Raw genomic sequence first — 21,638 nt, forward strand, 5'->3', positions numbered from 1 at the left:
GGTGGCGGGGTTCCGCCATCCGGTTCTTTGAAAGGATCGTCTCGTGTTCCGCTATCTCGTTGGAAAGCTTCTGGTGCTGATACCGACCTTGTTCGGCATCACCATCGTCGCCTTCGGTTTTGTCCGGGTGCTGCCCGGCGATCCGATCATGCTGATGGCCGGCGAGCGCGGCATGACGCCGGAGCGCCATGCCGAACTGATGAGACAGTTCGGCTTCGACCGACCAATCTGGCAGCAATATCTCTCCTATCTCAACGACCTTCTGCACGGCGATCTCGGCACGTCGCTTGTAACCCACAGGCCGGTGTCCGGCGATTTCCTGACCTTCTTTCCCGCGACGATGGAACTGGGGCTTTGCGCCATGTTCCTTGCGATTATCATCGGTCTGCCGCTCGGCGTTTTCGCCGCCGTCAAGCGCGGCAGCTGGTTCGAGCAGATTTCCATGACCTCCGCCCTCATCGGCTATTCCATGCCGATCTTCTGGTGGGGTCTTCTGATGATCATCCTTTTTTCCGGCACGCTCGGGTGGACACCCGTTTCGGGCCGGATCGGGCTTCAGTACTATTTTCCCCAGCCGACCGGGTTCATGTTGATCGACAGTCTGCTTTCCGGTCAGGCCGGCGCTTTCCGTTCGGCGGTTTCGCACCTGATCCTGCCGACGATCGTGCTCGCCACGATCCCGATGGCGGTGATCGCTCGGCAGTCGCGTTCGGCCATGCTCGAGGTGTTGAGCGAAGACTATGTGCGCACCGCCCGCGCCAAGGGCCTGGGACCGGCGCTGATCGTCGGCCGCCATGCCCTGCGCAATGCGCTGATCCCCGTGGTCACGGTCATCGGACTTCAGGTGGGTTCGCTAATGGCGGGCGCCATCCTGACCGAGACGATCTTCTCCTGGCCCGGCATCGGCAAGTGGATGGTCGATTCCATTGCCAAGCGGGATTATCCGGTGGTCCAGGGCGGTCTGCTCGTCATTGCCGTCGTGGTCATGGTCGTGAACCTGATCGTCGATCTTCTCTATGCCGTCATCAATCCGAGGATCCGTCATGGCTGAACCGCTCGCTCCGATCAGGTCGGATACCGCCGACGCAGGCGCCGGCCGCGCCGCATTCCGGGCCTTCTGGCGCGATTTCCGCCGCAATCGCGGGGCTCTGATCGGCCTCGCCGTTATTCTTTTCCTCGTCGTCGTGGCGGTTCTGGCCCCGCTGCTTGCGCCCTATGACCCGACACATCAGTTTCGCGATCACCGGCTCCTGCCGCCGTTCTGGCAGGCGGGCGGGCGGCTGGCGTTTCCGCTCGGGACGGATGCTGTCGGACGCGACATGCTCTCCCGCCTGATCTTCGGCGCGCGCTATTCGCTGCTGATCGGCGCCATGGTGGTGACCATCGCACTCGTCGGCGGCATCGTGATCGGCCTTGTGTCCGGCTATTTCGGCGGCTGGATCGATAGCACCATCATGCGGGTGATGGATGTCATCCTCGCCTTTCCCTCGTTGCTCCTGGCGCTCGTTCTGGTCGCCATTCTGGGGCCGGGGCTCACCAATGCGATGATCGCCATCGCGCTCGTGCTGCAGCCGCATTTCGCCCGCCTTGCCCGCGCCAGCGTGATGAACGAGAAGGCGCGGGAATATGTGACGGCAGACCGGATTGCGGGGGCCTCCGCCCTCAGGCTGATGTTCGGCACCATTCTGCCGAATTGTCTGGCGCCGCTGATCGTCCAGGCGACGCTGTCGTTTTCAACCGCCATTCTCGATGCCGCGGCCCTTGGTTTCCTCGGTCTCGGCGCGCAGCCGCCAACGCCGGAATGGGGCACCATGCTTGCCGAGGCGCGCGAATTCATCCTGCGGGCCTGGTGGGTGGTCACCTTTCCCGGCATCGCCATTCTTGTCACGGTCGTGGCGATCAACCTGTGCGGCGATGGCCTGCGCGACGCGCTCGACCCGCGGCTGAAGAGGAGCTGAACATGAGCCACCTCCTAGAAATCCGCAATCTGACGGTCAGTTTCGAGACGGATGACGGACCGATGATGGCGGTCAATGGCATTGACGTGCATGTCGATGCCGGCGAGGTTCTGGCCATCGTCGGCGAAAGCGGATCGGGAAAATCCGTCGCCATGCTGGCGGTGATGGGCCTTCTGCCCGACACCGCGACAGTTGCTGCCAACGCGATGCTGTTTGACGGGATTGATCTTGCCGGCCTGCCGCCGCGCGAACGCAGGCGGATCATCGGCCGCGATATCGCGATGATCTTCCAGGAGCCTGTCGCCTCGCTCAATCCAGCCTATACCGTCGGGCTCCAGATCGGCGAGGTGCTGAAGAAGCATCAGGGCCTCGGCCGGGCCGAGCGTCGCGAGAAGACGCTGGAATTGCTGCGCGCCGTCGGTATGCCGGAACCCGAACAGAAAATCAGTGCCTTTCCCCACCAGATGTCGGGCGGCCAGTGCCAGCGGGTGATGATCGCCATGGCAATCGCCTGCCAGCCGAAACTGCTGATCGCGGACGAGCCGACGACAGCGCTCGACGTCACCATCCAGAAACAGATCCTCGACCTGCTGATCGATCTTCAGGAGCGTAGCGGCATGGCGCTGATCATCATCACCCACGACATGGGCGTGGTCGCCGAGACGGCCGAGCGCGTCATCGTTCAGTATCAGGGGCAAAAGCGGGAAGAGACGGATGTGCTGTCGCTGTTCGTCTCGCCGCAGGACGCCTACACCAAGGCGCTGCTTTCGGCGCTGCCGGAGCGCAGCAGCGGCGGGCCGCTGACGGGAGTGGACTTCTGATGACCGGTCAGGAAACGCCTGTAATCCTCGAAGCTTTCGGCCTCGTGCGTGAATATCCCGGTCGCGCCCGGCTCCTGCGCAGGGCTGAGCCCGTCAGGGCGCTCAAGGGAGTCGACCTGAAGCTCAGAAAAGGCAGCACGCTTTCCGTCGTGGGGGAAACCGGCTGCGGCAAGTCTACGCTCGGACGCATCCTGACGCTGATCGACCCGATGACCGAAGGCGAACTAATCGTCGACGGCGAGCAGGTGGATATCCGCCGCCATCACCTTTCGCCCGAACTCAGGCGCAAGGTCCGGATCGTCTTTCAGAACCCTTATGGATCGCTGAACCCGCGCAAGAAGATCGGTGATGCGCTTGGCCAGGAACTGCTGCTGAACACCGCCCTCGACGGTGCGGCGCGGCGCGAGCGGGTTGGCGACATGCTCGAGCGGGTCGGGCTCGCGCGTGACCATGCCGCTCGTTACCCGCACATGTTCTCAGGCGGTCAACGTCAGCGTATCGCGATCGCCCGGGCGCTGATGGTCAATCCCAAAATCGTGATCCTTGACGAGCCGGTGAGCGCGCTCGACCTTTCGGTACAGGCGAAAGTGCTGAACCTGCTTGCGGACCTGCAGCGCGAATTCGACCTTTCCTATGTCTTCATCAGTCACGATCTCGGCGTGGTCCGGCGTATATCGGATGAGGTGATGGTGATGAATGCCGGCGCGGTCGTGGAGCGCGGCGCGTGCGAGGCGATCTTCGCAAATCCGACCCACCCCTACACCCGACAATTGTTGGCCTCGACGCCTTCCACGGATCCCGACGCGATCCGCGCGCGCCTTGCCCGCCACGCCGAACGACGGTCGCGGGCCTTCCAACCGACAGGAGATGACCGTGACCGTTAGAGACGAAGAGGTCCGCCGCGACGATCGCTATGCGACGCGCGAGAAATATGCCTCTCTCAGGGGCATCCATGCCGCCGCGCGGCACAATCTCTCGGATGCGATCTGGAACTACATGCATTGCGGAACGGGCGACGAAGTGACGGCGCGGAGCAATGTCTCGGCCTTCGATGCCTATCTGTTCGACGCGCCGCTCTTTGCCGGCGTCGCCAACCCGGATACCCGCACAAACCTGTTCGGCCACGATCTCTCCTTTCCCGCCTTCACCGCGCCGTTCGGCGGCGGGGAGACGCTGTTTCATTCCGATGGCATGCTCGCCGTTGGCCGTGCGGCCCATGCCGCCGGCATTCGCCAGATGGTCCCGGTCGCGGCCGGGCATTCGCTGGAAGAGGTGCGCGCGGGATCGCCTGCGGCCGTCATCTTTCAGATGACCTTCTGCGGTGAGGAAAACCATGTCATCGACATGATCCACCGCGCGAAGGATGCCGGCTATGAACGCATCTGTGTGACCTACTCGCCGATCCGCCAGTGGCGTGAGCGGATGATGGAAGACCGGTTCTCGATGCCGGGGGCGGGCCAGCCCTCGAATTTCGGGCCCGGCAAGTCGGACCAGGCGATGCTGCGCGAACTCCTGGACTTCACAAAGCCGCGCTGGGACTGGGCAAAGGCGGCGCGCGTGATTGCCGAGGCGCCGCTGCCCTGCATCGTCAAGGGCGTTTCCAGCAAGGCCGGTGCACGCGCCGCGCTTTCGGCCGGCGCCGAGGGGCTCTACGTTTCGAATTACGGCGGCCGGACGATCGATCGCGAGCCGGCCTCGATTAACACGCTTGCCGAGGTTCGCGCCGAGGCCGGGCCCGATGTGCCGATCGTCTTCGACAGCGGCATCCGGCGCGGCAGCGACATCGCCACCGCGCTTGCGCTCGGCGCCGATGCGGTCGCCCTTGGTCGAAGCTGCGCGCTGGGCCTTGCCGCGGACGGCGAGGCCGGCGTGAAACGCGTGCTCGATCTTCTGAAGGATGAGTTCTGGACGACGCTCGGCCATCTCGGCTGTTCGTCGGTGAGCGATCTTTCACCCGAAATCTTCCGGTCGCGACCATGAAGATCGCGGTCATCGGCGCCGGCGCAATCGGCGCGAACATCGCCTATCGGCTCAAGAAGCGCGGGGCCGACGTCGTCCTGATCGACAAAGGCGCGCCCGGAGCGGGCACGAGCGGCGCATCCTTCTCGTGGCTGTCCTCCTTCCCGCAGTTAAGCTGGCCGGAAGCGCCCGGTCGCCGGCAGTTGCGTCTTTCGGTGAATGCGCGCTTCGACCGGCTGGCAGAAGAATTGGGCGGCGACTGGCTGGACTGGTCGGGCACGCTGACGGTCGCAAGCGCCGTTCCCGATTTCGACACGGCGGTGGCCCTCAGCAGGGAAGCCGGAGCACAGGTCGAGGTCCTTTCCTCAAGCGAAGTCAGCGATATAGAGCCGCAGCTCCGCCTGCCGGAAGACGAGCGTGTCGCCTTCGAGCTACGTTCGGGCTGGGTCGACGCGCCGGCGATGATCGAACAACTGATCCGGGTTTTTACCCTCAGCGGCGGTGAGCTGCGGATCGGCAGCGGCGTCGCGGCGATCGAGCATCGCGCCGAAGGCGTCAATGGCCTTATTCTTGAGGACGGATCGCGGATCGGCGCGGATATTGTCGTCAATGCTGCCGGCGGCCACGCGACCCACATCGCCGCCATGGCCGGGCTTGCCATGCCGCTCGAACTCGTGCCCGGCGTCATGGTTTATGCGGGTATCGGGCGCTCCGCCCTGCCACAGCGAGTGATCAACGGCGCAAACTGGCTCCTGCGGCCTGATCACGCTCATGGCACGGCCATCCACTGGCGCGGCGAGGGGCTGACGGCAACCCATGGCAAGAACGGAGTTTCAGGAACTGATATGCTCGCCGATGTCGCCAGCGCCATTCCTTCACTCGAAGGGCTTGAGCCGTCAGCCATGCGGGTCGGCATTCGCGCGATCCCGCCGGGCGGACCGGTCATCGGCTTCTTGCCGTGGCTTGCCGGATTCTATTTCGCCGTTTCCCACGGCGGCATCGGCTGGGGCCCGATCTGGGCCGACCTCGCCGCTCGAGAAATCCTGGATGGCGCGGCGGCAGCGGAACTCGACGGGCTGCGGCCCTCGCGATTCTACTTCTGACACCGAACCGCCAGACAGTCCTTTCCGTGGGGGAGAGGCTGGCATCGTGCCCCGCTGCAGCCGGCATTGGCCTGGACAGTACTGTGGGCACAGCTCATGACTTCTTTGGTACAGGATCGGGTCTGGTGGGTTGCGCCGGCTTCACGAATGCCAGCCTTCTGCGCGCCTGGCTAGCAATACTGTCCGGATCGACCGCACCGCGCACATCGGCGCGCGAAGCATCGAAAGGCGGCGTAAAATCCCGGGCTGGAAGCGGCCCGTTCTTCGCCATCGCCTGTTGGATAAATATGCGCTTGCGCTGCGAGGCGCGTACGCATTCGCCAAGTGCCGGTTAATCCCGGCGACCTGCAATTTTCGCCGCACAAATCCGCCTCTAAGGCATCACCCGCGCGGGCAATGTTGTTCTGCTTGAGCGGGTCCGTTTCCAGGTTGAACATCATTGGCGAGTCATCGCCCGTCTGCGCCAGCTTGCGATCCTGTTCGACCACAATCAGCGCCGGCGCATGCAGCGTCTCCCCGGTGGATTCGATGAACACTCTCTGCTCCTCCTTCGGCAAGGCCGGAGCAAGCAGGCTCCGTCCGTCAAGCGGCGCTTGAAAGTCATCAAACGTTCCATCGCTTGCTATATCGGTCAAGGTCGGCAGGAGATCGATGAGCGAGGCAAGCCGGTCATCGCGCGTCCCGGTTTCAAAACCCGGTCAACCTTTGCCGCACTGGACGTTCCGGAGATATCGTCACCACTTTGCTATTTGCTACACCGGTCCAAACGGACAAGAGCAAATGTAGGTGTGACATCAGGGCTTAATACGTTATGCTTGGCAATCGATCTGAAGATGGGCAAGGGTTTGACAGGGCACCGCCAAATATAGGCGCAAATGCGCGTTTCAAGACGTCGCCCGAGCATTCTACGACTGCAGCCTCATTCGCCTTCGCCGTCGCCCACGCCCGCCATCGCCTCCTCCTGCACAGTTTCTCTGCTGAGCAGCCCCGCATCCTCGAGCGCTTCGATATCCGGCAGATCGCGCAACGTTTCCATGCCGAACACCGAAAGGAAGTGTTTCGTCGTGACATAGGTATAGGGCGCGCCGGGCGTCGGGCTGCGGGGGCCGGAGGCGATGAGGGCGGCGTTGCGCAGCGACGCGATCGTGTCGCGGCTGACCTCCTTGCCGAAGATTTTTGACAGTTCGGTGCGGGTGATGGGCTGGAAATAGCCGATGGCCATCAGCACCATCGACTCGAATTCGGAGAGCGCGGCCATCTCGCCACGCGTCGGCGCTGCGGAGGCGCGGATGGCGTCGGCATAGGCGGGGCGAGTGCGGTGCTGCCAGCCGCAGGCGACCGAGACGATCTCGTAGGGCCGGCCGGTGAGTTCTTCGCGGAGATCGTCGATCAGAAGGTCGATGCTGCAGTCCATACCAACGACCCGGGCAAGCGTTTCGCGGCCGACCGGCTCGCTTGACGCAAAGATCACCGCCTCGACCCTGAGCATCCACTCCCGCCAGCGCAGTTCCGGCGGCAGGTCTTCCAACTCCCGATCAAACAGACGTTCGTCTGTGGCGTTCGCTTTCCGGCGGGCTTTGGCAGTACTTGATCCGGCCATCGTCACAATCCAAAGATCCGGAACGACGACCGGCCGGAGAGTTCGCGCACGGCGCCAAAACTCTCGAGCCGTTCGAACAGGCGCGAGGCGGCCCAACGCGAAAGATTGCTGCCGGGCGCGCTGGCCGGCATGGCGTCCTCGTCCAGTAGTTTCTGAATGATAGGGCTCGCGCCCTTGGTCCGCACCTTCGGCGCCACGGCTTCCAGAACATCGGCCCGGCGCGCGATCGCGTCTGCCGATCGCAATGCAGTTGCAGCACCATCGGCGAGTGCCAGGCAGACCGCGCGGGCAAACCCAGGCTCGCCCGGCCGCACCCGGCCCCTGCCCCCGATGGTCCGAAACGCCGGGCCGTAGCGCTCCGTCATCAGCAGCGGCACGGGCCGGTTCCATTTGAGCAAGGTTACAGTCAGCATGTCAGCCATGGCCCAGGCGAGCGGCTCGGCATCCGGACGGGTGGCGAGGATCGCGGTGACAAGGTCGGCGACCACGAAAGGGACGGCCCGGCCGGACTGAAGCGCGGCGTCTGCCAGCTCCGGTACGGCGGCAAGGTGGTCGTCGAAGGCGAGCCCCATCAGGTCGGCGAGATCGGCGACCTGTTTCGCAGAAAAACCGGGTTTTCGGGCGGCGAGCCTTTTGTAGGCCAGAAACATCTTTCCGGCCGGACCCGGATCGTCGCCGGCGGCGGTGAGCAAAAGCGCGTCACGCAACGCGTGTTCGTCATCATTGCGGCCGGTCAGGCGGACGGCGGAGACGGCACATTTCAGGGCCTGCCGTTCGCGCCAGCAGCCGGCCCATGTCGGTTCGGAACGAACGAGATCATCCAGCGATTTCAGAGCGATACCGGCCGAGAAGGCGGCATCGGCTTCGCTCACTTCGGGCCCGCGCAAACGCGTCCAGCCTGGCAGGGGTGCCGTGAACGCAGCGGTTTCGGCGTGTGGTGCGGTTCGCGAATCCATGGCGTCGACGCTAACCGAAACGAGCAGTTAATACCAGCATAATCGTGACGAAACCGCACAGCTTGTCTTTTTCCTATTATGATTGATAATCTTGCATTATCGTTCATAATGCTCATTATAGAGAGAATCCCCATTTTGAGGCCCTCAATGCCCGAAAATGACGCCGATCCGCACGCCAGCCCGTCTCTCGGCACGAGCGCCGCTTATGAAGTGCAGCCGCGCGGGGCGTCGGGAACGCTGACGGGGCATCTTGCGCCGCTGGTCGAACGCGCCCGGGGTTATGTCGACGCCTCGAGTTCGGCCAATACAAGGCGCGCCTATGCCGCCGACTGGGCGCATTTTTCGAGTTGGTGCCGGCGCAATGGGCTCTCCGCCCTCACCCCGGATCCCGAAACGGTCGGACTCTACATCACGGCGCTCGCCTCCGGGGAAGCGGCCCCTCGGACCAGGCCGAGCGCGGTTTCCACCATCGAGCGGCGGCTTTCGGCGATCTCATGGAACTATGCCCAGCGCGGCCTCTCGCTCGACCGCCGCGACCGCCATATCGCCACGGTGCTTGCCGGCATCCGCAATCGCCATGCCGCGCCGCCGCGCCAGAAAGAGGCGATCCTGCCCGAGGAGCTGATCGCCATGGTCGAGACGCTCGATCGCGGCACGCTCCGGGGCCTGCGCGATCGCGCCATGCTGCTGATGGGTTTTGCCGGCGGCCTGCGCCGCTCGGAAATCGTCGCGCTCGACTGCGGCCGCGACCAGACCGAGGAGGGAGACGGCTGGATCGACATCCTTGACAAGGGCATGCTGGTGACGCTCCGGGGCAAAACCGGCTGGCGCGAGGTCGAGATCGGCCGCGGCTCCTCCGACCTCACCTGTCCGGTCGCGGCGGTCGAGACCTGGCTGAAACTCGGCAAGATTGGCCATGGCCCTCTGTTCCGGCGCGTCACCGGCAAGGGCAAGGCGGTTGGACCCGACCGGCTGAAGGATCAGGAGATTGCCCGCCTCATCAAGAAGACCGTGCTTGCCGCCGGCATTCGCGGCCATTTGCCCGAAGCAGAGCGGATAAAACTGTTCTCCGGCCATTCGCTGCGCGCCGGCCTCGCCTCCTCGGCCGAAGTCGACGAGCGCTATGTCCAGAAACAGCTCGGCCATGCGTCTGCCGAAATGACAAGGCGATACCAGCGCAGGCGCGATCGCTTCAGGGTCAATCTCACCAAGGCCGCGGGGTTGTAGACGCCGTCTCCACTCCGGCGCCACTTGCGGTCCATAAGTCGGCGATTTATATAGTCATCATAGTCATTCTGGTCAGGAGGCGGTAATGCAGCCCGAATCGCATGATGAAAAGAACTGGACAGTCGCCAAAGCAAAAGCAAAGCTTTCAGAGGTGATTGAGCGTGCGCAATCCACGCCACAGACGATTACGCGCAACGGAAAGCCAACAGTCGTTGTCGTCTCCGCCAAAGAATGGCAGCGGAAGGTCGCACGCAAGGGGACGCTGGCCGAGTTTCTGATGGCCTCCCCGCTGCATGGTGCCGAGATTGATCTGGACCGCCAAGGCGACGAACCGCGCGATCTATCGCTGTGAAGCTCCTGCTCGACACCAATGTCCTCTCGGAAGTGACGAAACCGCGCCCGGAAAGCCGCGTTCTTGCGTGGCTCGATGAGATTGATGAGGATCGCTCCTTTATCAGCGTCGTGTCGCTTGCCGAAATCCGTCGTGGTGTCGCGCTCATGGACAGCGGGCGAAAGCGCGATGCTCTTGCAGATTGGCTTGCCAACGATCTGCCGCAACGTTTCGAACACCGCGTGCTTGCGGTGGACGAAGCCGTGGCTTTCGCCTGGGGCGACTTAATAGGGGACGCAAAGCGTCGCGGTCGCGCACTGTCATCGGTAGACGGGCTGATCGCGGCCACGGCAAGAGCAAACGACCTCGTCCTTGCAACGCGTAACGTCAAGGATTTCAAGGACCGTGGCATCGACCTCATTGATCCTTGGGCCGGGTGATTTGCTATTCAAATTTCAGAATCCTTCAGCCCGGCCCTATTTCTTCAGAACAGACTGCTAGGCTTTTCGGTAAGCTCTGCGTCTGATTCCCCCACTCGCGCAGCGAAAAACATGTCGATAAAATTACTTTCCATCGACATGTTTGACTGTTATGTCGATGCCAGCGACATATCCGTTGCAATGTGTCGATCAGAACGGGAGCTCGCGACATGTCATTTCAACCGGACACGCCCTATAACGCGCTGCCTCCCCTTCCCCCGCGCGAAGACGTGGAGAGCAAGGCGGTGCTCAAGGCCTGCATCAACGCACGGGCGGCGCTTGCGGAGCTTCGTGTTTCCGGGCAGCTCATCCCCAATCAATCCGTGCTCATCAACTCGATCCCCTTGCTGGAGGCGCAGGCAAGTTCCGAGATCGAAAACATCGTCACCACGACCGACCGGCTGTTCCGCTTTGCCAATGAGCCGGCGGAGCGGGCCGATCCCGCCACCAAGGAGGCGCTCAGATATCGCACCGCGCTCAATGAGGGCTTTCAATCACTGAAGACCCGACCGGTCTCGACATCGACCGCCGTCGCCGTCTGCCGCACGATCAAGGGCGTCGATCTCGACATCCGCACAACGCCGGGCACGGCGCTCATGAACGAGGCGACGGGCGCCGTCATCTACACGCCGCCGGAAGGCCAGGCCCTGCTGCGCGACAAGCTCGCCAACTGGGAACGATACATCCACGAGGCCGAGGAGATCGATCCGCTGATCCGGCTCGCCGTCATGCACTACCAGTTCGAGGCGATCCATCCCTTCATCGACGGCAATGGCCGCACCGGGCGCATCCTCAACCTGCTCTATCTGGTCGACAAGGGTCTCCTGGATATCCCGGTGCTTTATCTCAGCCGCTATATTATCGGCCACAAGCGCGCCTATTACGACCGGCTGCTGGCGGTGACCACGGATGGCGCATGGGAAGCGTGGATCCTCTACATGCTCCAGGCCGTGCGCGAAACGGCGGACTGGTCGACCGCGCGCATCCGCGCCATTCGCGATCTGCTCGACGAGACCGCCGCGCGCATCCGCCGCGATCTGCCGAAGATTTATTCGCGCGAGCTGGCCGAGGTAATCTTCGTCAATCCATATTGCAGGATCAGCGATCTCGTACAGGCCGGCATAGCCAAGCGCCAGGCCGCCTCCGTCTATCTGAAGGCGCTTGTCGAGGCGGGATTGCTGCAGGAGGTGAAGGCCGGACGCGAAAACCTCTATATCAACCCCGCCCTGCTCGCGCTTCTGAGCGACCGGACGCCGGTTGCGGGCGTCTGAACGCGCGCTGTCGCGGAGCGAACTGGCCGATTCAGGCTGGAAGGTTGCTCCATTGTTCGATCCGATAATTGGCGCGACATTCTATTTGGATTTTTCGTGCGGAGAGCGCGGCACACGTTGAGAACCGGAATGCCCTGCGCTGGCTTCTGAAAAAAAGCAAGTCACCCCGGCAAAGACTGAAACGGATCGTGAAGCGGGACGCCGAGCGGTGCGAAATGGCGGATATTGCGGGTCAGGATCGTCAGCCCATGGGCCTTTGCCGTCGCGGCAATGGCGATATCGGCAAAGCCCGGCTGATGCGCGCGGGCGGCATCGGTGATCTCGCCGGCCGCGTGGGCGCATCGAAGATCGAAGGGCAGGATTTTGTGTCCGTAGAGATATTCAATGCTCTGCCACCACGCCTGCAAACGCTCGGCTCTCATCCTCGCATGCTCACGCCCGGCCTTGGCAATACCGGCGCGTACCTCGGCAGCCGTCACGACCGACAGAAAAAGATCATCGCTCCTTCTGTCAAGCCACGCGATCAGCGCTGTTTCACGCCCGTGCCTGGAGGGTGCGAGCGCCGAGATGACGTTGGTATCAACAAGATACATCAGAGCGCGGCGGTCCTGCCGGGCTTGTCACTGCGCTCGTCGAGCGTGTCTTCATCGCCTGGATAAGCAGCCAGAAGTCGGCCGAAACTGGGCACGTGGGCGAGCTTCTCGTATTCCTCATAGGACAGGATAACCACTTCCTTGCGCCCGCGCCGCGTGATTACCGACGGTGTGCCATGCACGGCCTGATCGACAACAGCGGAAAACGTCGCCTTGGCATCTCTAAGCTGAATTTCCTTCATCATTGCCACCTGATTTGTAACCACTGTAGTCATATATAGTCTTCTCGCGGGAGTTTCACAAGGACGCACGCCTTCGCTTCACCTTTCGCGGCCTCATCGCGGCGGTCTTTTCACTGACCGTGCCAAAGCGGGCGAAACCGAAAGACCGTCATCGCGACCGCCCTCCCCTGCGCTATCGTCATCGGGTTTTGGCGGCGGCGGGCTGTTTCCGGCCTCGATCCGGGCCCTCAACAGCGCCATCACCATCGGCCAGACGGAGAATTGGCCGTCTCTCGCCCGTTCCGTCAGGTTGCGCAGATAACCGCCGGGGCTGACGACGGCTTCGCCGCGCTGATAGATCGCGGCAAGGGTGATTGCGGCCTGTTTGTCGCCCATGACCTCGGCCGCCTCGCGCCAGGCGCTGGCACTGACGCCCAGCATCGGCCGGGCGATCTCGACGATGCCCAGAAACTCCCGCCAGTTGCGGATGGAGCCGCCCTTCGCCAGATCCCGCCAGCCTTCACAGGCATCCAACACCAGTGCCAATGGCATTTCCCGCTTCGGCAGGCTGTGCAGGTTGTCGGTTTCGCCGGCGCTGCCGCTCGCTTCTGACCTATTTCTAGAGCTGTATTCAGATTCAGATTGTGAGTCTGGGTTTGAATTTTGTTTGTGGCGCTCAGTATGAGACTCATTGGCGTTCTTATTTTGCGAATTCACGTGATTTTCCAATGTCTCACGCACTTCCTCATGCAGCAAAGCCAGGGCATCGCAAATATCCTCCGCGATCGCCAGGTCAGGAAGGCGCGGAAGCCGGTCGATGATGTCGCGGTAAACACGGCCCATCTTCGCCCAGTCGCCCGGAACCCCCTCATCGAGCCCGGCCTCGATCATCTTGACGATATCGCGACGCAGGAGCGTCAGCCGTTCCCTTGCGCATTTCAACGCCCGCCGCTCCTCGGCGATCGTCTCGGCCATCGCGGCAAACTCCTCTGCGCGGGCAACGAGCGGCGACAGGTCGAAGCCATAGGCCTGCTCCACCTGCCCTCCCCTGCCCTTGCGGGCGAAGCGCTTGCCGTTGGGGCTGTCGCGACGGATGATCAGGCCGCATTCGACCAGGACCGCCAGATGACGGCGCAGCGTCGCCGGCGAGATGCCGTTGGCGCGGGCAATCAGTTGTTCATTGGAAGGCCAGACCACGAAGCCGGTTTCCTCCGAAAGCTCGTTTTCGGGATAGAAGGTCAAAAGCGCGTTCAGGATCGCAAGCCCGCGATCGCTCGCGCCAAGCGCTGCCCGCGCCTCGCGCACGGTATGAAACAGTTTCCATTTGTTGAGCCGCACCCCCTTGGGGGCTTCTCGCGCCACTTTCTGGCTTGAAAGCATCGCGAGCGACATCGGCCGCCGCCCAAAGGGCGTCGTTGTCATCGCATTGTCCATGGTTCACCTCTCAAAAAGGCAAAAGAAATCCCATCCGCAACTCACGGAATGAGCTGCAGCCACTTGACTGGGACGGCCGGAAATGCGAATCAGTAGGTGCTAAGAACTTATCGGCTTCCGGACGCTTGTCGTTTGGGGGCCTTTTCTTTTGTCTGTTTCTCTCCTTTTCCTGTTTCGGTTATCGCCCATCGGGCCATCGATGTTTTTAATCTTCGCGATTGGCGCCGGTGGTTGATGAAAAATACTCTTCGGCAAGCGCATCCATGCGCTCGGAAAGCCATTCGGCGAAGTCGGATTCCTGCCTTGCGATCGATATCGTGGTGCCGGAGGCGCCGGTTGCGATCCGGCCCAGGCTTCGGCCATTGCTGACCAGTTCGCGCACGGATTTCTCCGCGGGCCTGTCTTCCCCGCCGCGCGCGGCCTTCACCGCGAGATCGATGCGCCGCGCGGCATCGGCGGACTGGAAGGCCTGGTTTTCGAGAATAGAACGGATGCGGGACGCCGCTTCGTCCCCGCCCTTCAGGCAGGTTTCCGCAAGCGCCATCCACTTCGGCCGACCAACGCCCTTGGCGCGACCGATGGCGAAAATGATATCGTTCGGGACCGCGCTGGCGACCTTCAGCATCAGCGAGATCGGCGTCTTGGAAAGGCCAAGCACCGGCTCGATCGCGACGCTGGAAAAACCCGCCTCGCGCAATTGCGCCGCCCACAGCGCCTGCTCGATCCAGGTGAGGTTCTCGCGCACGCCGTTTTCGAGCGATTGCTCCACCAGCAGTTCCCGGTCATCGAGCGGGCGGACATAGGCGCGGATCGTCACCTCGGCCGGCGTCCGGCTTTCGGCGGCGAGCAACCGGATCGCGGCAAGCCGGCGATGGCCGTAGGCGAGTTGGTAGCGCCCTTCGGCCTTGGGGTGCGGCCGAACCAGAACCGGCATTTTCTGCCCTTCGGCGCGGATCGACGCCGCGAGGCTTTCGATCTCCTCAGTCGCCTCGCCATCGCTTTCGAAACGGTCACGATAGGGCGAGGCGTCGATCTTGCCCGGATCCAGCACGACACTGCTCGATTCCGACAGCGTATTCAAGGCTTTGCCGACATTGCTGACCACGGACGAACCGCGCCTGGAACGCGAAAGCGGCGAGGGGACCGGTACGTCCGGTCCCTTCTCATCGCTATTGGCTTCCGCCATCATTTTCAGGATGTTCTTCTTCATGATGCCCTGCCCCATACGGCCCGAAGAAGCGCCAGGATCTCGCCATTCACATTGTCGGCGCTCTCGATCGCGCGCTTCAGGGCCTCGCGGCCGACCTCGCCGCTTTCCAGCTCGTAGAGCGATTTCTTGGCAACGCCGGCACCCGCGATCGCGGTCGATTCGATCGCCTCGTAGACCAGCACGTCGTTCTCGAACAATCGCCGCATCACGCTCGACATGTATTTCTGCGGCCCGTCATTGGGATTGACCCGGGTCATCAGGAATTTCAGGAAATCATGATCGAACCGGGCGCCGAACTGCGCGAGCGTATCGGCGAGATCGGAAATCATGATCAGGAACTGGTTGCAGGAGGCAACGTCCAGCATCGCCGGATGCACCGTGACGATCAGACCGGTCGCCGCGTAAAGCGCGGCCAGCGTCGCATAGCCGAGCGAGGGCGGCGTATCGAGCACCACGAAATCATAGTCGCTTTCGACCGAAGCGATCGCATTCTTCAGCCGTTCGAAGAACAGGCCGAGCTCATCGCGTTCGCGCTGGGCGAGATAGGCCGGCGTATCGAACTCGAAATCCATCAGTTCGAGGTTGCCCGGAACGAGATCGATTCCGGGGAAATAGCTTTCGCGGATGACATCGGCGAGCGGCCGGCGCTCATTGTCATAGCGCAGCGCGGCATAGACGGTTTCGTTCTCGCCGACGTCGAATTCCGGCTGGAGGCCGAAGATCGAGGTCATCGAGGCCTGCGGATCGAGATCGATGCACAACACCCGGTAGCCCTGCAGCGCCAGATAATGCGACAGGTGGATCGACGTCGTGGTCTTGGAGCTGCCGCCCTTGAAATTGGCGGTGGCGACGACCTGCAGCTTCTCCCCTCCCCTGCGGCGCGGCCACAGCCTGAGCGCATCGTCCGGGCGGCGGTCGGCCAGAAACTGGCGCAGCTCGGCAAGCTGTCCGACCTGATAGATGCGCCGGTTATTGTCCGCGCGCGAGGGCTGCGGCCCCTTGCCATCAATGGTCATTGCCCGCAATGTGCTTTCGGGCACATCGAGCAGCTTGACGAGATCGAGGGTCGAAAAGGTGCGCGTGAACTGCTTATGCGCCTCCGGCGGATAGATGCGCTGGCGCATCGACTGCAGCTCAGCGGACAGCCGGTCGGTATAATCCTCGATCTTTGCCGCTGTGTCGCCGGTCGCGGTATATGCGGCTGTTTCGGTCATCTGACGGTTTCCTGTCCGATTTCACTCCATTTGCGTCAACGCTGCATGACTCGCACCGATTCTGCAAGGGGTTTTTGGTTAATGAAATATTAACAGGCGCGGTGCCCCATGGCCTGCTGGTTCGGGTGTTGCGGCATTTGGTATGACGCCGGCGTCCCCCGGCATTTTAACGCCGGTGTTTGTCAGTTGAACGAAAGCCGATTTCTATGTGTTGATCTGCTCGGCCGCTCCGGCGACGATGCGCCTTATCCTTCCCGTTGGACTTGGACGAAGAGGCGATTGCGGTGTGCCAGTAACTATTTCTGCGCAAGCAACCCTCCCCTTCGAACGACGCGTATCCCCCGCATCAAGTGCCGCAGACCGCTACACCGGCTCATCGGGCAGGCCGGAGGATACCATCACCGACGACAGTCACCACGCCGTGTTCGTCACGCGTCTTTCATTTCGCCAGAAGCCAAAGGACGTCACCCCTTTCGTGCTCTCGCGATGCGGCCCGACGCGATCTATGAAGACTTGCTCCCGAAGAGAGCATGCGAAAACCTGACGACGCCGACCAGGCGTGTTGTAACCAGCGCCGCCGCGGCAGCGCTGCATCACCTGCCGCAACTGGCATCCTCGGACGGCGGCGAACATTGTGCTATTGACGCAACCGATCGCCCCGGGCGGCCGGTCTGATCCGCCCATAATCATGCGCTTTGTTTTGGCGCACCGTGCCGCTGCAAACCGGCTTGCACCTGTCGGTGGCGCTCGGAAGACTCTTCCGTGTCCTTTGCACAAACGCCCTGATGCTCGCCCGTTGGCATTCACGGCCACGCCTGATGGAACCCGCGGCGAGACCGCTAAGCAAAACTTGCAAGACGAACCGCGCCGGCGAAATTCGGCGAGCCTCGTCCGTCCACACCTCCCTTACGCCGGATTACCCTTCGGCATCCGTCGTGGCGATGCCGGCCGAGTAGTCTGCCCGACGGCACGACCTCAGCCCGACCCACTGTTCGACTGTTTTCAATTGAAAACTTCCCGTCAGATCTATCAGTGCGCGGTGCGGCCAGCATCCCAGCCAGAGACGTGAGAAATAGCGTCATTCCTCGTCAGAAGGGCACTCTCCAGCCGCAAGCCGAGCAAGACAATGCTTCAGGACGTGTCGTCGATTTCGGAAAAGCGTCGCGCTCAGCGGTTCGTGACGAACTACATTCATCGGCGTGTTTTCAATTGAAAACCTTTTCCAGCCTGGCTCGCCATCGATCGAACGGGTCCTCGACACGACGCCACGCCGCCAGACGCCGGTGTTCGATTGTTTTCAATTGAAAACGCCGCTCCAGCGCCGTGCGCTGCGCGAGAGCTCAGAGACTCACGCTGGCGCGACGAGCCACCAATATCATGGGCCCGCAGATAGAACTCCTTCGGCCGTGCGATATACAGGACGATGATCGGGCAAAACCCATCAGCGCCACCAGCGGCAAGGGCGTCAATCATCTTGAGGTGCTCGGCGCTCGCGGTCTCCCGGATTTCGCGGCTCGCGAAGGCACGGGCGCGGATCGGCTCCGGGGCAAATGCGCAGTGGCGGCTCGCATTTGCCAGCTGGCGATTGCCTGCCGCCCGGCACAGCATCTCGTGGAACCGGTCAATCTATTCGAGAACTTCGCCCAGCCGTGGGCTCACTGACGCCTCACGATGGCGGGTGGAGTATCGGTCAGCGCCGCGATTGCTTCCGGGGAAGCAGGGCGGGTGAAACGCCGCGCTTCCTGGCATTCGAGACCTTCGCCGATCACATATAACTCCATGACCTCCCGGATCATGCAGCCACGGAATGGACGCCCTTGTTGCACGCGCGGAGCACAAGGCCGCTTTTCTCAAGTTCGGCGAAGGCGAGGCGGGCAGCGGTGTGCCGGGTGGCGCCGATGTACAATGACAACACCCTCCGCAAGCCACTCGCGCGTTTGTAGGTGACCGTTAGCCATCTCGCGCCGCAATTCGTCGAAAAATTCCTCCCAGCTTTTCGGATGATTCATCCTGTACTGCGCCAACCGACTTCCGGTTCAATCATATGCGCCGAGCGCGACATGCTATGAACTATTATCGATATTAATATCGATAATAGTTCATAGTTCCGTCGCCTTCGCGAGAATCACGGAGCGTGCCTCTGGTGGTGAGGACATTCACACGCCTTCGCCGCATCATATGTTTTAGGCGAGGAGGGCGTTTATGCTGCCTGCGAAGCCACGCCAGTCTGTATAAGCAAGCGCTCACATCTCTAATCCAAGGGCCGTCCCACAGGTCGGGCGCGGCAGACTTGTCACTTATAAGACCCGTCATCATCCAGTCCGTTTGCGGTGACCTCGGCCAGGGGAGGGCAGGAGGTCTCGCAACATAACCCGATCCCACGAAGACGTCTTGCCGGCAGAAAACCGCGCGCGACGCCAATCGAAGGTTCAGCGCCTTCGCTGACCTATGTTTCAATATCTTTCCTGGTCGGAAGAAACCGCTGGTTAAGGTTTCTTTTCTATCACTTCTGCTGAGTGACAGCCCTCAGATTGGTCTCCATCAGCATGCCCTTTTCGCGTTCTCCAAGCCTTCAATCGAAACCTGCCGGATCGCTGCGGACGGACGGCGATCAGACCAGCGGCGACGACCGGATCTCGGAACCATCGCGGCGCAATCCGGATGCAGCGATCCTTGACCCCGACCGGCTTCCGACCTGGCAGCGCCCCTTCGTGCTGGGACCGAATGTGCGCTTCACCCGCACGCCGCACAAGAAGCATCCCGAATCGCCTGCATCAGCCGCAAAACCGGAGGAGGGTGACGACCTGCCGCCGCAATCGCCCGCCGCAGCGCTACAGGATCGCATTGCCGAAGAACTGCCGGCCGAACGGGGGGAGGGGGCTCTGCAGTATCCTGCCCCGGAGCCTTTCCGGGACGACCCGCCGGTGCTGGTGGATTTCCTGTTCCACCCGCTCGGCGCGCAGCAGCCTGGCGCAGCGCAGCCGGACTTCCTCGAGCCCGAAACCGATCCAGAGCTCGTCACGCAAACGACGACGCAACAGAAATCAACAAACAATGACGAAAGCCAAGTGAACATTCCGCAAGTCCCCTCGATCTCTGAAATGCATGATGTCCCAACCGCAGCAACGGCGGATGAAACCCGTCAGGCACAGGCCGGGGCAGGGGCGCTCGCCTTCATTCCCGACGGGCTTGCCTTCGAGATGATGGAACTCGGGCTGTTCGATGATGCAACGCCGGCGCCAAAGGCCGAGGCCGTGGCGCCTGCGGAAGACGACCCTGCCGATGAGTCAGGGACTCACGACGGCTTCATGCCTTTGACCGCCGCCTCCGACGCGGTGGAAACCGTCGCCGATGAGCCACAGGCACGCGCGGAGGAGGGGCCTTCGCCGGTCGCGCTTTACCGGCAGGTGCTGCTCTACAGCCCGACCCGGCGCGCGGCAGACGATTACTTTGAGGCAGAGCCCGCCCAGGTACCGGAGGCACCTGTCGAGGCGAGCGATGCCATTGACGAAAGCGACCTGACGGACGAACAGGACGAGGCCTTCGCCGAGATAGACGAGGATGCGTGGGAAGATGAAGCGGAAGCCGACATTGCCGATTTCGGCGAGACGCAGCCGCACCAGCCCGTACCGGAGGAGAACGACGCGTCGGACAATGTCACCGGGCCCCTGAACGTTTTGGCCAAACACGAACAGACCGATTTCCTGTTCCCGTCGATCGAGCTCTTACAGGCGCCGCTTGCAGACGAGACCAGCGATCTGAGCCAGGAAGTGCTGGAACAGAGCGCCGGACTGCTGGAAAGCATCCTGGAGGATTTCGGCGTCAAGGGCGAGATCATTGATGTCCGTCCGGGCCCCGTCGTCACGCTCTACGAATTCGAGCCGGCGCCGGGCGTCAAGTCGTCGCGGGTGATCAACCTGTCCGATGATATCGCACGCTCCATGTCGGCGCTTTCGGCGCGCGTCGCGGTCATTCCCGGTCGCAACGTGATCGGCATCGAGCTGCCGAACGAGGAGCGCGAGACGGTCTATCTGAGAGAGCTTCTCGAAAACCGCCTCTACATGACGACGGATTTCCGCCTGCCGCTCTGCCTCGGCAAGAATATCGGCGGCGAGCCGGTGGTCGCGGAACTGGCGAAAATGCCGCATCTGCTCGTGGCCGGCACCACCGGTTCGGGCAAGTCGGTCGCCATCAACACCATGATCCTGTCGCTGCTCTATCACCTCCGCCCGGAAGAATGCCGCCTGATCATGGTCGATCCGAAAATGCTGGAATTGTCGGTCTATGACGGTATTCCGCATCTTCTCACCCCGGTGGTGACCGATCCGAAGAAGGCGGTTCTGGCGCTGAAATGGGCCGTGCGCGAAATGGAAGACCGCTATCGCAAGATGTCGCGGCTCGGCGTGCGCAATATCGACGGCTTCAACAAGCGCGTCGCCGAGGCGCGCACGACCGGCGAAACCATCATGGTCTCGGTGCCCACCGGCTTTGACCGCACGACCGGCGAGCAGATTTTCGAGGAACAGGAACTCGATCTCTCCGCGCTGCCCTATATCGTCGTCATCGTCGACGAAATGGCCGATCTGATGATGGTCGCCGGCAAGGAGATCGAAGGTACGATCCAGCGTCTGGCGCAGATGGCGCGCGCGGCCGGCATCCACCTGATCATGGCCACGCAGAGGCCCTCGGTCGATGTCATCACCGGCACGATCAAGGCCAATTTCCCGACGCGCATCTCCTTCCAGGTGACCTCGAAGATCGACAGCCGCACGATCCTTGGCGAGCAGGGCGCGGAGTATTTGCTGGGGCAGGGGGATATGCTGCATATGAAGGGCGGCGGGCGAATCGCCCGTGTTCATGGTCCTTTCGTTTCCGATCACGAGGTGGAAAAGGTCGTCGCCCATCTGAAGACGCAGGGCACGCCCACCTATCTCGGCAGCGTCGTGGTCGACGAGGAAGAGGAAGACGAGGGCGAAGAGGATACCGCCGTCTTCGACGCCACCGATATGGGCAGCGAGGACGACGACGCCGACGACCTTTTCGCCAAGGCGGTGAAGATCGTCCAGCGCGACAAGAAGTGCTCGACCTCCTATATCCAGCGCCGCCTGTCGATCGGCTACAACCGCGCCGCCTCGCTGGTGGAACGCATGGAAAAGGAAGGGCTTGTCGGCCCCGCCAACCATGTCGGCAAGCGCGAGATCCTCGATTCGGCCGCGCCGGGTTAACCCGGCAGGCCGTAGCGCGACAGCGAGCCAGCCCCG

The 21,638-nt window shown here is 62.4% G+C and carries 20 protein-coding genes; 11 read left to right on the forward strand and 9 right to left on the reverse strand.

What is annotated here, in order from left to right; genetic code table 11:
• Positions 1-43 precede the first annotated feature (43 nt).
• Genes V6767_RS02215 through V6767_RS02240 form a run of 6 tightly spaced genes read left to right on the forward strand, consistent with a single transcriptional unit; the run spans position 44 to position 5,841 of the window.
• On the forward strand, positions 44-1,051 hold the full coding sequence (locus V6767_RS02215) for an ABC transporter permease subunit (protein ID WP_448471919.1): 1,008 nt from the start codon (positions 44-46) through the stop codon (positions 1,049-1,051).
• Positions 1,044-1,958 carry an ABC transporter permease subunit gene (locus V6767_RS02220; RefSeq protein ID WP_448471920.1) on the forward strand — a complete coding sequence of 305 codons (915 nt, stop codon included), beginning with the start codon at positions 1,044-1,046 and terminating at the stop codon, positions 1,956-1,958. The genes V6767_RS02215 and V6767_RS02220 overlap by 8 nt, the downstream gene beginning before the upstream one ends.
• A gap of 2 nt (positions 1,959-1,960) precedes the next feature.
• Entirely contained in the window at positions 1,961-2,779 is an 819-nt protein-coding gene (locus tag V6767_RS02225; RefSeq protein WP_448471921.1) for an ATP-binding cassette domain-containing protein, read from the forward strand.
• Positions 2,779-3,663: an ATP-binding cassette domain-containing protein gene (locus V6767_RS02230; RefSeq protein WP_448471922.1), complete on the forward strand. Its 885-nt coding sequence runs from the start codon at positions 2,779-2,781 to the stop codon at positions 3,661-3,663. The genes V6767_RS02225 and V6767_RS02230 overlap by 1 nt, the downstream gene beginning before the upstream one ends.
• Positions 3,653-4,759 carry an alpha-hydroxy acid oxidase gene (locus V6767_RS02235; RefSeq protein ID WP_448471923.1) on the forward strand — a complete coding sequence of 369 codons (1,107 nt, stop codon included), beginning with the start codon at positions 3,653-3,655 and terminating at the stop codon, positions 4,757-4,759. Before V6767_RS02230 ends, V6767_RS02235 begins: the two co-directional genes overlap by 11 nt.
• Positions 4,756-5,841: an NAD(P)/FAD-dependent oxidoreductase gene (locus tag V6767_RS02240; RefSeq protein ID WP_448471924.1), complete on the forward strand. Its 1,086-nt coding sequence runs from the start codon at positions 4,756-4,758 to the stop codon at positions 5,839-5,841. Before V6767_RS02235 ends, V6767_RS02240 begins: the two co-directional genes overlap by 4 nt.
• A gap of 170 nt (positions 5,842-6,011) precedes the next feature.
• Here V6767_RS02240 and V6767_RS02245 read toward each other — a convergent pair whose 3' ends face one another.
• From V6767_RS02245 to V6767_RS02255, 3 genes are all read right to left on the reverse strand, one after another.
• Positions 6,012-6,377 carry a hypothetical protein gene (locus V6767_RS02245; RefSeq protein ID WP_448471925.1) on the reverse strand — a complete coding sequence of 122 codons (366 nt, stop codon included), beginning with the start codon at positions 6,375-6,377 and terminating at the stop codon, positions 6,012-6,014.
• Between the two features lie 383 nt (positions 6,378-6,760).
• Complete coding sequence (scpB, locus tag V6767_RS02250) at positions 6,761-7,441, reverse strand: SMC-Scp complex subunit ScpB (RefSeq protein ID WP_448471926.1); 681 nt, start codon at positions 7,439-7,441, stop codon at positions 6,761-6,763.
• Between the two features lie 2 nt (positions 7,442-7,443).
• On the reverse strand, positions 7,444-8,397 hold the full coding sequence (locus V6767_RS02255) for a DUF1403 family protein (protein WP_448471927.1): 954 nt from the start codon (positions 8,395-8,397) through the stop codon (positions 7,444-7,446).
• A 147-nt stretch (positions 8,398-8,544) separates the two neighbouring features.
• Between V6767_RS02255 and V6767_RS02260 the strand changes: the two genes are divergently transcribed.
• The 4 genes from V6767_RS02260 (at position 8,545) to fic (ending at position 11,705) form a co-directional block, all read left to right on the forward strand.
• On the forward strand, positions 8,545-9,624 hold the full coding sequence (locus tag V6767_RS02260; protein WP_448471928.1) for a tyrosine-type recombinase/integrase: 1,080 nt from the start codon (positions 8,545-8,547) through the stop codon (positions 9,622-9,624).
• Positions 9,625-9,709: 85 nt separating this feature from the next.
• A complete protein-coding gene (locus tag V6767_RS02265; protein WP_448471929.1) occupies positions 9,710-9,976 on the forward strand; it encodes a type II toxin-antitoxin system Phd/YefM family antitoxin in 267 nt (88 codons plus the stop codon).
• Positions 9,973-10,395: a PIN domain-containing protein gene (locus tag V6767_RS02270; RefSeq protein WP_448471930.1), complete on the forward strand. Its 423-nt coding sequence runs from the start codon at positions 9,973-9,975 to the stop codon at positions 10,393-10,395. The genes V6767_RS02265 and V6767_RS02270 overlap by 4 nt, the downstream gene beginning before the upstream one ends.
• Before the next feature lie 209 nt (positions 10,396-10,604).
• Positions 10,605-11,705 carry a protein adenylyltransferase Fic gene (gene fic, locus V6767_RS02275; protein WP_448471931.1) on the forward strand — a complete coding sequence of 367 codons (1,101 nt, stop codon included), beginning with the start codon at positions 10,605-10,607 and terminating at the stop codon, positions 11,703-11,705.
• Positions 11,706-11,866: 161 nt separating this feature from the next.
• Here fic and V6767_RS02280 read toward each other — a convergent pair whose 3' ends face one another.
• The 6 genes from V6767_RS02280 to V6767_RS02305 all read right to left on the reverse strand — a co-directional run bounded on the left by V6767_RS02280 (position 11,867) and on the right by V6767_RS02305 (position 17,985).
• The gene (locus V6767_RS02280) at positions 11,867-12,298 is read right to left on the reverse strand and encodes a PIN domain-containing protein (RefSeq protein WP_448471932.1); all 432 of its coding nucleotides are present in this window, start codon (positions 12,296-12,298) and stop codon (positions 11,867-11,869) included.
• Positions 12,298-12,540 carry a type II toxin-antitoxin system Phd/YefM family antitoxin gene (locus V6767_RS02285; RefSeq protein ID WP_448472118.1) on the reverse strand — a complete coding sequence of 81 codons (243 nt, stop codon included), beginning with the start codon at positions 12,538-12,540 and terminating at the stop codon, positions 12,298-12,300. Before V6767_RS02285 ends, V6767_RS02280 begins: the two co-directional genes overlap by 1 nt.
• 93 nt (positions 12,541-12,633) lie before the next feature.
• A complete protein-coding gene (repC, locus tag V6767_RS02290; protein ID WP_448471933.1) occupies positions 12,634-13,953 on the reverse strand; it encodes a plasmid replication protein RepC in 1,320 nt (439 codons plus the stop codon).
• 205 nt (positions 13,954-14,158) lie between these two features.
• Positions 14,159-15,163 (reverse strand): plasmid partitioning protein RepB, encoded by a 1,005-nt coding sequence (gene repB / locus V6767_RS02295; RefSeq protein ID WP_448471934.1) that lies wholly within the window; start codon positions 15,161-15,163, stop codon positions 14,159-14,161.
• Positions 15,160-16,377 (reverse strand): plasmid partitioning protein RepA, encoded by a 1,218-nt coding sequence (gene repA, locus V6767_RS02300; protein ID WP_448471935.1) that lies wholly within the window; start codon positions 16,375-16,377, stop codon positions 15,160-15,162. Before repA ends, repB begins: the two co-directional genes overlap by 4 nt.
• A gap of 1,191 nt (positions 16,378-17,568) precedes the next feature.
• The gene (locus V6767_RS02305) at positions 17,569-17,985 is read right to left on the reverse strand and encodes a hypothetical protein (RefSeq protein WP_448471936.1); all 417 of its coding nucleotides are present in this window, start codon (positions 17,983-17,985) and stop codon (positions 17,569-17,571) included.
• Positions 17,986-18,923: 938 nt separating this feature from the next.
• On the opposite strand from V6767_RS02305, the gene V6767_RS02310 reads away from it, so the two are divergent.
• The gene (locus V6767_RS02310) at positions 18,924-21,602 is read left to right on the forward strand and encodes a DNA translocase FtsK (protein ID WP_448471937.1); all 2,679 of its coding nucleotides are present in this window, start codon (positions 18,924-18,926) and stop codon (positions 21,600-21,602) included.
• The last annotated feature ends 36 nt before the right edge of the window (positions 21,603-21,638 follow it).

Source organism: Martelella sp. FLE1502 (assembly GCF_053484255.1).